Consider the following 11,925-nt stretch of genomic DNA (forward strand, 5'->3'; position numbering starts at 1 on the left):
AAAAAAACAACCCCAAACCAAACAAAAACACCCACCACAACAAAAACCCCCCCGCGCCGGCCCCCCGCCCGCCGCCGGCCCCCATCATCGTGCCGGCCCGCCCCCCACGGCCGTCTCGTTTTCATCACTGTCTTCACAGGTGGCTCAAATAACCTTCACAGAAATTCGTGACTCTCATTAGAGTGACAGGTGCCGCGGTCGTGGACCCGGCGCGGGGGCATTCATGGGGGAGGCAGCGAGCTTTTTGGCGTGCCCGCGTGCATGTCTGCGCTCGTGACCCCTGTGAGGAGCCCTTTCCTTATGCTGAGTTCAGTCAGCCGCTCGGTTCGACGGGTGGTGGTGTACGCAACGGCTTTCGCCCTGGCCGTTGTCGCGGTGTTGGTGGCGAGATCGGCTTTGCCGGTCATCGGGGATCGGACAGCGGATACAGCGGCACAGAAAGCGAGTGCGGCGGACGGTTCGCCCCCAACCCCGCAGATGTTCCCGCTGTTTGGCCGGAAGGCGAACGGCCACCTGGTCGACTACGAGCCAAGCGGCACCGGTGGCGTCAAAGCCGGGGTGGACATGGGCGGTGGGTTCGGCGACATGACGGCCATCGTCCAGGCGAATGTCTCGGCCAATGGCACGGGTAATGATCTCTACTACCGGATGAACGGCAACCTCTACTACACCGCCGAGCGCGACAACGACACCAAACTGATCGGCGGCGGGTGGGACATGTTCAACCTCCTGGTCTCGGTGGGGAATATGGGCGGCAGCCCGCAGCCCGATCTGATCGGGCGGGACGCGGCAGGAGCGCTCTGGCTCTACCAGGGCCGGGCCGACGGCCAGCTGGAGACCAGGATCAGGATCGGGAGTGGTGGCTGGAACGGCATGGACCGTCTGGTCGGCCGAGGTGACTACACCGGTGACGGCAAAGCCGATCTCATAGCCCGTGGAACAGACGGCACCCTCTACATCTATCCGGGTACGGGCAACGCCGTGGCGGATGCCGCGCTCGGCAACCGCATCACGGTCGGCAAGGGGTGGGACGCGTACGTACTGCTGGCCTCGACCGGCGACAACGACGGTGACGGCAAAGCGGACTTGATCGCCAGCGACAAGGCCGGAGCGCTGTGGCTGTTCAAGGGCACCGGCAACCCGAGTGCCCCCTTCGCCCCCCGGGTGCAGATCGGCACCGGCGGCTGGGACGGCTTCGACACTCTCTTCTGAGCGCCGCGTTCCCTCCCTCACCCAGCAGAAGGCTGATTCCCCATGCGTACGAACGCACCCTGGACCAGACGCCGGCGCCTCGGCAGATGGTCGAAACTCCTGGCCTCCACGGCCTTGGCCACATCGGTGGCTGTCACCGTCTCCGGCAGCGGAGTGCAACCCTTCCCCGCCACCCGCTCGGCCGCGGCAAGCTCAGATGGACCCGACCAATTCGATCTCAACGCGGCGGCGCAGGTCCGTGAGGACCAATGCAGGCTCGGCTTCGTCCTGCGCAAGGGCGGCGCCGAGATGAAAGCTGTGGCTCGGGCCGGCCTGCACGGAACCGACGCCGAACTGCACACCGCTGCAGCCCCCAACTTCTGGGATCACACGCCGCTCAGCCAGGCCTATGCCAAGGACCGGGAGTGGGCGAGTGTGAAAATGGCTGAACTGTCCAGCCCCTTCGATGACGACCACGGCCGCGTCACGGTCTGGCAGAAGGAGATACCGCTCCTATGGCCCACCGGCGCTGACGTTCCGAGCTACAACCTGCGAGACCTGTTCGGTGAAACGGGGTATGCGAATTGGATTGCAGCCCAGTTCTGGACCACTGAGAGCGACTTCTATGCGGATCTCACTCCGCTGGCGAGCAAGGAGTCGGCGGCCGCGGTCACGGAGATCGGGAAGACCCGCTACTCCTCGGATTCCGGCAGCACCCTCGAAGAGCGTCAAGCTCTTGAGGACATGACGTCCATGCATGGCATGTATGCGGATGACGCGCGCCTCTTCCTGCAGACCGGCGGATTCCCCACCGCCGCGCCGGACTCGGGCTCTCTGGAGTTCCGGATCGATGTCGAAAATCTCAAGGCGCGCTTCGCTTCCTGTGCCAGCAAGAACCCGCACGACCCGAACAAGGTGCTCGGCCCCGAGCTGACCATCGCGTCCACAGAGTGGCAGTCGGAGATAGCAGGCCAGAAAGACCAGCGCGACACCATCCTCGCTGCCGAGGCCAATGCCAACAAGGATCTGCAGGTCGCCGCGCAGGCGATGGGTGAAGCCATTGCCCAGTCGACGATCGCGAGCGTTTTGACGTCCTGGCAGGATTCTTGGGCCAAGAGTGACCCGAAGACGGATCCGCGCCCTCCCACGCCGGACCAATTCGCCGAGGTAAAGAGACGCATCGGCAATGCTCAGGCCCGCGCCACCGGCCGGGTGTTCGTGGCCTCACGTGCCGCTTTGGACGCGAACACGCAAGCCGCCGCAGTGGACCCCGCTCAGCAGGCGGCCTATGCCATCGCCGACGCCGCAGGACTGCCGCGTGGCCGCGGCCTGATGTACGCGCAGCAGGCCGCTCAGATCACCAAGGCGTCGGCAGCCGCCACCCTGGCCGCATCGAAGGCCACGGAGACCGCGATGAACGCGACCCGTGCCTCGGTTGCGGACGGTAAGACCCTCAGCGCCCTGGCCATGACGCAGGCCCACGCCTCCAAGGCGGAGTTCCGCCGAAAGGCGGCCGAAGAGGCAGCGGCGCAGGCCAAGGCTGCTGCCGACGGTGCTGCTCTTCAGGCCACCAAGGCCGCCGAGAACGCGGCCAAGGCCAAGGCCGCCCAGGCCAAGGCGGAGGCTGCCGAGACGACGGCCAAGAACGCCGCGGCCGACGCCAAGGCGAAGCGGGCCACCGCCGAGGCGGAGCGCGACAACGCCAAGGCACAGAAGGAAGTCGCGGCCGCCGAGCAGGCCAAGGCCGCCGCTGCCGACAAGCAGGCTCAAGGCCAACGGGACATCGCCGCAACGAAGTTGAGCGAGGCGCAGGCGGCGGGCAAGACCGCGTCGGAGAAGAAGGACGCGGCGGTGGCTGCCGAAGGCAAGGCGGCCACGGCGCGCAACGGTGCCCTTGAGGCCGAGGCCAACCGGGACGCCCTGGCGGCCAAGGCGAACGCTCTCGAAGCGAAGGCCGACGCTGACGAGAGCACCGATGCGGCTCAAGCATCGCGCGCAGCTGCAACCCAGGCGCGGACCGCTGCCAATGAGGCGGCAACCGCGGCTACCAACGCCCGCGCGGCGGCGAACACGGCCACCACAGCCGCAGCCAACGCCCGCGAAGCGGCGACAAAGGCCGAAGCGTCGGCAGCGCGTGCCAAGGCGGCGTCGGACGGCGCACAGCGGGATGTCGCGACTACCCACGCCGCCGTGACGAAGGCGCACGCAGCAGCTGCCGACGCGATCTCCGCGTCCGAGGCGGCGGCGCAGAACGCCCGTACCGCCAAGGCGCTGGCCAATACGGCCCGAGCCAAGGCGACCGAGGCCAAGGCTAATGCCGCCATCGCCCGCACCGAGGCGAACGCGGCTTCGGACACCTCGATTCAGGCGGCGGGCTTCGCCTACGCCACTTCGCTGGCGTCCTTGGCTGCCCGCGACTCCGCAGCTCAGGTTGTGCAACCTGCCAACGATGCTATCGAGTTGGGTTCTCCGTACAAGGAAACCGACTCCTCGGCGGGCCTAGCCGTGCTGACCGGTCAGGCAGCCAAGAACGCAGCCGAGCAACAGCAGGCGGTTGCCAAGGCGAAGGCTGATCAGGCCGCGAAAGCGGCGGCCGACGCAGCCAAGCTCGCTGCCCAGGCCGACGCTGACGCGAAGGCTGCCGCCACCGCTGCCGCAGAGGCCGCCGCCTCCGCCGCGCAGGCCGTGGTCTCCCTGGCGAAAGCCCAGGCATCGGCGAAGGAAGCAGCGGACGCGGCCAAGGCAGCGAAGAGGGCTGAAGCCAACACCATTGAGTACGACCGCCAGGCGACGGAGGACGCAGCGGCAGCACTTGCCGCGTCCACCGAGGCCGGCGGCTATGCCACGGATGCCCGTGGTTCGGCAGACGCGGCCGAATCGGACGCTTCATCTGCCCGCAAGGCCGCTGATGAGGCCGAATCGGACGCTGCCACCGCAAGCGGCGTCGCCGACCAAGCCGAAAAAGATGCCACGACCGCCGAGACAGCAGCCGCGCACGCGCAGGAGCTCGCGACGGAAGCCCAACAGGCGGCTCAACGAACGGAAACCACCCAGGACGAGGCGAAGCGGGAGAGCGACAGGTCTACTGATGGTCCTGTCGGACTGGACGGCGTGGTGATGCGCCCCAGCCCGGACACGCTCGTCGATATCGATCCCAAGAGCGACTGCGTTGGTACGCACAGTGGTGGTGGGATCGGCTGCGAGATCGATCTTGAGTACCACGTGTACGGCCACATGGACTTCTTCCTGGAGACGTGCCCCCTGCCCGGCGTCTCGCGTGCGAATTGTGGCGCGAGTATCCAGCGCGACTACTTGGCGAGTTCGCCGCTGGACGTCCGCTTCCAGGAGAACAGCGTTCACATCGACGGATTGAAGCTGACTGAAAGCATCCTCAAGGCGTTGGTCACCGCGGCATTCAGAGACGTGATCGACTGTCGTCACGGCAAGCTCAAGAGTTGTGCCTGGCTTGTCGGCAGCATCGTCATCCCCTCGGCACTCGGCGCGGGATTGCGCTTCGCCGTGGGGCTGCGCGCGGCCATGATGAACGGCGGCCGGATCAGCGAAGCCCTGTGGGGTCTGCGCTTCTCCGGGCTCAGTGCCGAGGCCATCGCGGGGCTGGAGCGGGTGGGGGCTGAGGCTCTGGTCGGACGTTGCTTCCCAGCTGGGACCAAGGTCGCGACTGCAGACGGCCCGAAACCCATCGAGCAGGTCACGGTCGGCGACCGGGTCTGGTCCACCGATCTGGTGACAGGGAAAAAGTCCCTGCAGCCGGTTCTCAAGCTGTTCAACCGGACGGTGGAACAGCTCGTAGAGATCCGCACTGCCGGGGGAAGAGTCGAGGCGACTGACTCCCATCGGTTCTGGGTCAAGGGCCGGGGCTGGGTCGAGTCCCGCAATCTGCGGACAGGCGACCAGTTCCAGACGAAGGACGGCTCCACGGAGCGGGTCCTCGGCACGACTCTCGTCAAGAGGAAGACACGGGTCTTCAACTTCGAGGTCGACAACGGCCACACCTACTATGTGTACTCGGGTTCGAAGCCCATCCTCGTCCACAACGAGTGCATCGATGCAATCCTCAAGGATCTCGTCAACGACGGGGACCATATTCTGCTGGGGATCAACCCCATGGCCGACGATCTCGCAAAGAGCCTCGGTGCCCACACGTTCAACGGAAAGTCATTCGGCAGGGAACTGCCTGAGAGCCTGGGCATGGGCAAGCGGCCGATCTGGACCGTGGGTGTGGAAAGAGCTGTGAGCAACCCAACGGTCCCCATCTCGGTGTCGTTGGACGGTGTCGAGGGTGCCAAGACCGCCGATGAGGCTCTGGAACTGCTACTGAAGCGAGGAGAGACGATCAAGCCAGGCGACTGGGAGACCGTGCGGAGCCGCGGTTACGGCACCGCGTGGGAGATGACCAAACTCCGGACGGCAGTCAGGCTGGGGGAAGGCGAAGGTGGTCGCAACTGGTCGTCGATCGAGTGGTACATGACCAATGCCGAGGGCAAGGTCGTGAGGGTCCACCCGGAACGCTTCAAGCTGGCCAACGGAACGCCTGTACCCGACAACTGAGGAGACCATTCCAGTCATGACGGACTTTATCCGGGAGGGACGGCTGTTCAGGGTCGTCGGCTTCGATCCTTCGCATCGCCAGCTCATGCTGCAGAGCGACGCGCTGGCGGTGGACCGGACCACTACGCGGGTCGAGGTCTACATTGGGCATGTGGAGCTGATGTTCCTCAAGCCGTACTACCGGAACGGCCTCCACATTCGGCGTGCCACCGCCGCCGAGTTTGCCGTACTGAGTGAGCGGCATGGCATCCCGGCGGACGACAGTGCGTACACGTGGATGCTGGAGCCCGATGACGGCGGCAGCTTCGTCGTTGGCGGTAACCCTGGCTGGCGTGAAGCCGAGTACGAGCTGATGGGCGACCGGGAGTTCTTGTACGACTGGTCCAAGCCCTGGCCACCGGAGTTCCCGGCGGAGTCGGGCACGGTGGACTGACCGCTCAGAGATGGAGAGAGCTGGGGCTGCACGCGGGCAGAATGGCGTGCAGCCCCAGCTCTGTTGGGCTCAGCCTCGCCGAATGTCTCGTCGCCTTCCACCGCCGCGACGGTCCGTCAAGCCGCTCACCTTGGCGGTCCCCCTCCGTCGCCGCCGCTTTCGGCAGGCACCTGGCCATCCAACCCGGCACGGATCGCCTCCGCCACAGCCTCCGCCAGAGACGCCGGGATCATGCCAAGCTCCACCCACGGCGTTCCTCTGCCGCTGACGATGGGCCTGAGCCGTTCGCGGGCTCGGTCAGCGGCTCCGAGTTCTTCCAGCACTTTCCTGAGTGCTTCCGTGGCATCCGAGGCTCGGTCCCAGCCGTCGCGCCACTGTTGCATTTCCATCACGCTCGGCACCCCGCCTTCGGGTATGTGCCGCGGCGGCTTGGTGGGTTGGGTGCCCACGTGCGGGGCTCGGGGATAGGGTCGGTCATGTCGTCAGCTCCTACGAGGTTGGTCGACGTACCCCGGTGACCGGTGCCACGGTCGCCGGGGTGTTTTCGTCGGGGGCGGGCTCTGGTGGTCTGACCCTTAACTCGAACCAGACCTCTTTCCCGGTGGTGGTCGCGGTGGCGCCCCATGCGTGGGCTGTGTGCTCGATCAGGAACAGCCCCCGGCCGCTCTCGGCCAGGAGGTCCGGCTCCCTCGCGATCGGCAGAGTGCGTGCCGTGTCGCGAACCGTGGCGCGGATGCGGTCGCCGTGGTGGTGGAGGGTGAGCAGGCACTCCGTCGAGCCGGTGTGTTTGTCGACGTTGGCCAGTAGCTCGGTCACGCAGAGGGCTGCGGGGTCGGCCAGGTCGCCGAGACCCCATGAGTCGAGGTGTGCGCGTACGGTCCTACGTACGACTGTCAGGGCTTCCGGGCAGGCGTGCAGTTGCTGCTCGTAACGCTTGAGGTTGTGTTCTGCCATGGGGTCCATGGCGCGCCTCCAGGGGCATGACGAGATACGGGGTGATCACTCAGCGTGTGCGATCCCTTACGCCCAGAGTGGCCTTCAACTCCTCGACGTGCAAGCTGAATTGGGAATCAGTAAATTTGCATATCTTGTCGAACCTGGCAGGTAGTAGCGTGCGAACTCGTAGCGCCCGCAATCACTGTGGGTGCAGACTGAGCCCATCGACATGCAGAGCAGGGGGAGATGAGCGCACCGACGGTACGGCGCCGCCGACTCGGCGCCACGCTGCGTCAGCTCCGTGAGGACAAGGGCCTGAAGCTCGAAGAAGTCGCGGTGAGGACGGGGTTCACCGGCGCCAAGCTCTCGCGCGTCGAAACCGGGCGCGTCGCGGCGAAGCCCGCGGACGTCGAGAAGCTGCTCGACCTGTACGGAGTGCGTGACCGCAGTCGGCGTGAAGGGCTCGTCGGGCTGGCCCGTGAGGGTGGCAAGCGCGGGTGGTGGCAGACGTACAAGGACATCTTGTCACCGGTCTACAGCGACTTGATCAGTCTGGAGGCAGAGGCGTCGGGTGTGCGCACCTTCCAGCCGCTGCTGATTCCCGGACTGCTTCAGACCGCTGCGTACGCCCGAGCTGTGATCGCAGCGATCAACATGACCGCCACTCCAGGCAAGGTGAACGCGCTGGTCGATGTGCGCATCGCTCGCCAGTCCGTCCTGAACAGGCCGGAGCCGCTGGCTTTTTGGGCGATCGTTCATGAAGCAGCGCTGAAACCGGTGGTCATGGGTGGAGCGGGCGCAGGCATCATGAGGGACCAGTTGCAGCGCCTGCTCGACCTCGCCGAACTTCCTCATGTAAACGTGCAGGTCATGCCTGCGGACGCCGCTCCGCACCCCGGCGCGGCCGGAGGGTTCACGATCCTGGGGTTCCCCGAGCGGACGGACCTCGATGTTGTGCTGCTGGAGAACCTTTCGAACAGCCTCTACATCGAGGAGGCCGCTGACGTACAACTGTACGGAGAAGCGTTCGAGCGACTGAGGGCTGCGGCCCTGCCCTTCGACCGGTCGCTGGAACTCATCGAGCAAACGAAGGAACAGGCCAAGTGAGCAAGCACATTCCCGATTCCTCTGCGCTCGGCGTTGCGTGGATCAAGTCCAGCTACAGCGGCGGGAACAGCGACTGCGTAGAAACAGCCCGGCTCAACGCCGCACTCTTGGCTATACGCGACTCGAAGCGTCCCACTGGACCGGCCCTCGTGTTCGGACGGGCCGCGATACAGGACTTTGTCGACGGCATCAGGGGCGGGGAGCATGCCCGTTCGTCATTTCTGAGCTGACGACGTGGCCGCAGGGAGACGGTTGACCCGGTCGGTGGTGGCCTTCGCGCGGGCTGAAGCCCTCCGGGATGACCTGGTACGTCACGCTTCATCTCCGCCGAAGACACGGCGGAACGCCTCGCCGTGCGGCACACCGGCCGACTCCCCGCGTCCCTGCCGCTCCCAATAGGCGGCCAGCGCCCGCGCCTCCTGGAGCTCCAGGGCATCCGCCGGGCTCACCAGCATCGCGATGGTGTGTCCGTGGTCAGTGATGGCGACGGGCTCGCCCGTGGTGCTGACCTCGCGGGCGATGGCGCCGAGCCGGGTGCAGGCTTCGGCGAGCGAGTAGGTGGTCTCCGTCATGGCCATCAGGTTCATGGCCACCAGGTTAGAGATGCGGGCACACTCCGGGGCCGAGTCGAGACAGAGCGCGCCCGTGTGGACGGGCCGGTGCCGACCCGGCCGGGATCCGGACACGGATCCGAACCGGGGCCGAGGCGCCCCCACCCCCCTACCCCCTCCGCCGCCCCCGAACAGGCCTCCGCTTAAGCACCACATACACCGCCCCGACCCCCACAACCGCCGCCGCCCCCACACCCGTCCAGCCCAGGACGCCCAGCGAGCCCGACGAGTCGGTGGAAGCTGCCGCCGTGCCGGGGGACTTGGACGACGAGGACGGCTTCGCGAGGTCCAGGGTGCCGATCGACGGGGCGTGCGCCGCGATCGCCTTGAAGCCCCAGTCCAGCAGCGCGCGGGTTTCCGCGTAGACCTTGTCGCGCCTGTTCTCCTGGGGGTTCATCACCGTCACCAGGACCGTGTGGCCGTCGCGGGTGGCCGCCTCGGCCAGGGTGTTGCCGGCGTGGGTCGTGTAGCCGTTCTTGCCGCCGATCAGGCCGGGGTACTTGCTCACGCCGTCGATGCCGGACAGCATGCGGTTGGTGTTGGAGATGCCGAACGGCTTGCCCTTGGTGTTGGGGCCGCCGGGGAACATCGCGTCCGCCGTCGAGCAGTACTCCTTGAAGTCCTTGTTCGTCAGGCCCGAGCGGAGGAACAGCGTCAGGTCGTACGCCGAGGACACCTGGCCCTCCGCGTCATAGCCGTCGGGGCTGCGTACCTGCGTGTCCTTCGCGCCGAGACCGTCCGCCTTCGCCTGCATGTCCGCGACCGTCTTCGCCACGCCGCCGTTCATCGACGCGAGGACGTGCACCGCGTCGTTGCCCGAGCGCAGGAACACGCCGCGCCAGAGGTCCGCGCCCTGGTACGTCTGGCCCGGCACGATGCCGACCGCGCTGCTGCCGTCGCCCATGCCGGTGAGTTCGGCCGGTTCCACCTTGTGGCTGGCCGTGCCCGGGACCGCCGGCAGGACCGCGTCCGCGAAGAGCATCTTGAGGGTGGAGGCGGGCGGCAGCGGCCAGTGCGCGTTGCTCGCCGCGAGCACCTGGCCCGTGTCCGCGTCCGAGACCATCCAGGAGAGGGCGGACAGGTCGGGCGGGAGTGCGGGGGCGCCCGCGCCCGTCTGCGGGCCCGGCCGGCCCAGCTGCTCGCCGCCCGCGGTCGACATGTTTGCGGGGGGCTCCTTGCGGGCGGCCCCGGCTCGTGGCGGCCCCGGCGTCGGCTTTCCCGGCGCGGGCGTGCCCGGCTTCACCGGGTGGGCGGCCGCCGGCGTGCCCGGTTTGACGGTGTGGGCGGCCGCGGGGGCGGCGCCGCAGACCGCCGACGTCACGGCGAGGGCCGCGATGGCCAGCGGGCGGCTGAACTGCACAGTTATCGGGGCACGCATGAACGCGAACGTACCCCACGGAATGTGTAGATCCTGTTGCGGGCTCTCCGCGACTGCGCAACGGACCGTAACTCGTGCCCCCATAGCGGAAGGCGGCACCCCGGGAAACGTCCGGGATGCCGCCCTCGTGCGCGTACGACCGGGTACGACAGCGCGTAGCGCCGTGCGTACGAACTCAGCCCTGCTGGCCGCCGCCCAAGTGGTGTACCCGGACCATGTTGGTGGTGCCGGGGACGCCGGGGGGCGAGCCCGCCGTGATGATCATGGTGTCGCCCTCGGTGTACCGCTTCAGCTTCAGCAGCTCCGCGTCCACCAGGTCGACCATCGCGTCCGTGTTGTCCACGTGCGGCACGACGAACGACTCGACGCCCCAGCTCAGCGCCAGCTGGTTGCGGGTGCCGGCGTCCGTGGTGAAGGCCAGGATCGGCTGGACCGTGCGGTAGCGGGAAAGGCGGCGGGCCGTGTCGCCCGACTTGGTGAACGCGACCAGCGCCTTGCCGTCCAGGAAGTCCGCGATCTCGCAGGCCGCGCGGGCGACCGAACCGCCCTGGGTGCGCGGCTTCTTGCCGGGCACCAGCGGCTGCAGGCCCTTGGAGAGCAGCTCCTCCTCGGCGGCCTCGACGATGCGGGACATCGTCTTGACCGTCTCGATCGGGTACGCGCCGACCGAGGACTCGGCGGAGAGCATGACCGCGTCCGCGCCGTCCAGGATGGCGTTGGCCACGTCGGAGGCCTCCGCGCGGGTCGGGCGCGAGTTGGTGATCATCGACTCCATCATCTGGGTCGCGACGATCACCGGCTTGGCGTTGCGGCGGCAGAGCTCGATGAGGCGCTTCTGCACCATCGGGACCTTCTCCAGCGGGTACTCCACCGCCAGGTCGCCACGGGCCACCATCACACCGTCGAAGGCCGCGACGACGTCCGCCATGTTGGCGACGGCCTGCGGCTTCTCGACCTTGGCGATGACCGGCACCCGGCGGCCGACCTCGTCCATCACCGCGTGGACGTCCTTGACGTCGTCGGCGTCGCGGACGAAGGAGAGCGCGACCAGGTCGCAGCCCATCCGCAGGGCGAAGCGCAGGTCGTCCTTGTCCTTCTCGGACAGGGCCGGGACGTTCACGGCCGCGCCGGGCAGGTTGATGCCCTTGTGGTCGGAGATGACACCGCCCTCGATGACGATGGTCCTGACCCGGGGGCCGTCGACCGCGGTCACCTTGAGCTCGACGTTGCCGTCGTTGATCAGGATCGGGTCGCCCTTGGAGACGTCGCCCGGCAGGCCCTTGTAGGTGGTGCCGCAGATCGACTTGTCGCCCGGGACGTCCTCGGCGGTGATGGTGAACTCGTCACCGCGCACCAGCTCGACGGGGCCCTCGGCGAAGGTCTCCAGGCGGATCTTCGGTCCCTGGAGGTCGGCGAGGACGCCCACGGCCCGGCCGGTGTCCGCGGCGGCCTTGCGCACCCGGTCGTACCGCTCCTGGTGCTCTGCCTGGGAACCGTGGCTGAAGTTGAAGCGGGCCACATTCATTCCGGCCTCGATGAGAGCGGTCAGCTGCTCGTACGAGTCGACGGCGGGGCCCAGTGTGCAGACGATTTTGGAACGGCGCATGAGGCGGATCCTATCGGTTTGTTTCGCTGCGGAATATTCCGTCTGGTGGAAGATACAAATGGGCGGAGGTGCGCTCAGGCGAGGCCCGAAACCC

At 67.3% G+C, this 11,925-nt stretch carries 9 protein-coding genes; 5 read left to right on the forward strand and 4 right to left on the reverse strand.

Going from position 1 to position 11,925, the window contains the following annotated elements; all coding sequences use genetic code 11:
* Positions 1-477 precede the first annotated feature (477 nt).
* The 3 genes from ACGFRG_RS16820 (at position 478) to ACGFRG_RS16830 (ending at position 6,193) form a co-directional block, all read left to right on the forward strand.
* Positions 478-1,212 (forward strand): FG-GAP-like repeat-containing protein, encoded by a 735-nt coding sequence (locus ACGFRG_RS16820; protein WP_393264571.1) that lies wholly within the window; start codon positions 478-480, stop codon positions 1,210-1,212.
* Positions 1,213-1,338: 126 nt separating this feature from the next.
* Complete coding sequence (locus ACGFRG_RS16825; RefSeq protein ID WP_393264574.1) at positions 1,339-5,760, forward strand: polymorphic toxin type 27 domain-containing protein; 4,422 nt, start codon at positions 1,339-1,341, stop codon at positions 5,758-5,760.
* 16 nt (positions 5,761-5,776) lie between these two features.
* On the forward strand, positions 5,777-6,193 hold the full coding sequence (locus ACGFRG_RS16830) for a hypothetical protein (RefSeq protein WP_393264578.1): 417 nt from the start codon (positions 5,777-5,779) through the stop codon (positions 6,191-6,193).
* Between the two features lie 489 nt (positions 6,194-6,682).
* Here the strand turns inward: ACGFRG_RS16830 and ACGFRG_RS16835 are convergent, their stop codons facing one another.
* Complete coding sequence (locus ACGFRG_RS16835) at positions 6,683-7,156, reverse strand: ATP-binding protein (RefSeq protein WP_393264581.1); 474 nt, start codon at positions 7,154-7,156, stop codon at positions 6,683-6,685.
* 219 nt (positions 7,157-7,375) lie between these two features.
* On the opposite strand from ACGFRG_RS16835, the gene ACGFRG_RS16840 reads away from it, so the two are divergent.
* Positions 7,376-8,236 carry a helix-turn-helix domain-containing protein gene (locus tag ACGFRG_RS16840; protein ID WP_393264584.1) on the forward strand — a complete coding sequence of 287 codons (861 nt, stop codon included), beginning with the start codon at positions 7,376-7,378 and terminating at the stop codon, positions 8,234-8,236.
* Positions 8,233-8,466 carry a DUF397 domain-containing protein gene (locus tag ACGFRG_RS16845; RefSeq protein ID WP_393264586.1) on the forward strand — a complete coding sequence of 78 codons (234 nt, stop codon included), beginning with the start codon at positions 8,233-8,235 and terminating at the stop codon, positions 8,464-8,466. The genes ACGFRG_RS16840 and ACGFRG_RS16845 overlap by 4 nt, the downstream gene beginning before the upstream one ends.
* An 81-nt stretch (positions 8,467-8,547) precedes the next feature.
* Here the strand turns inward: ACGFRG_RS16845 and ACGFRG_RS16850 are convergent, their stop codons facing one another.
* From ACGFRG_RS16850 to pyk, 3 genes are all read right to left on the reverse strand, one after another.
* The gene (locus ACGFRG_RS16850; RefSeq protein WP_393264589.1) at positions 8,548-8,823 is read right to left on the reverse strand and encodes a type II toxin-antitoxin system Phd/YefM family antitoxin; all 276 of its coding nucleotides are present in this window, start codon (positions 8,821-8,823) and stop codon (positions 8,548-8,550) included.
* 133 nt (positions 8,824-8,956) lie between these two features.
* Positions 8,957-10,225, reverse strand: a complete 1,269-nt coding sequence (locus ACGFRG_RS16855; protein WP_393264591.1) for a D-alanyl-D-alanine carboxypeptidase — start codon at positions 10,223-10,225, stop codon at positions 8,957-8,959.
* Between the two features lie 175 nt (positions 10,226-10,400).
* Entirely contained in the window at positions 10,401-11,831 is a 1,431-nt protein-coding gene (gene pyk / locus ACGFRG_RS16860) for a pyruvate kinase (protein WP_361420752.1), read from the reverse strand.
* Positions 11,832-11,925: the final 94 nt, after the last annotated feature.

This window comes from Streptomyces sp. NPDC048696, from assembly GCF_043198895.1.
Classification (GTDB): Bacteria; Actinomycetota; Actinomycetes; order Streptomycetales; family Streptomycetaceae; genus Streptomyces.

Excerpts from the sequence above, each read along its gene's own strand:
- ACGFRG_RS16820 (WP_393264571.1), top strand. The coding sequence starts at position 478 with ATGTTCCCGCTGTTTGGCCGGAAGGCGAACGGCCACCTGGTCGACTAC.
- ACGFRG_RS16830 (WP_393264578.1), top strand. The coding sequence starts at position 5,777 with ATGACGGACTTTATCCGGGAGGGACGGCTGTTCAGGGTCGTCGGCTTC.
- ACGFRG_RS16835 (WP_393264581.1), bottom strand. The coding sequence starts at position 7,156 with ATGGACCCCATGGCAGAACACAACCTCAAGCGTTACGAGCAGCAACTG.
- ACGFRG_RS16840 (WP_393264584.1), top strand. The coding sequence starts at position 7,376 with ATGAGCGCACCGACGGTACGGCGCCGCCGACTCGGCGCCACGCTGCGT.
- ACGFRG_RS16850 (WP_393264589.1), bottom strand. The coding sequence starts at position 8,823 with ATGAACCTGATGGCCATGACGGAGACCACCTACTCGCTCGCCGAAGCC.
- ACGFRG_RS16855 (WP_393264591.1), bottom strand. The coding sequence starts at position 10,225 with ATGCGTGCCCCGATAACTGTGCAGTTCAGCCGCCCGCTGGCCATCGCG.
- pyk (WP_361420752.1), bottom strand. The coding sequence starts at position 11,831 with ATGCGCCGTTCCAAAATCGTCTGCACACTGGGCCCCGCCGTCGACTCG.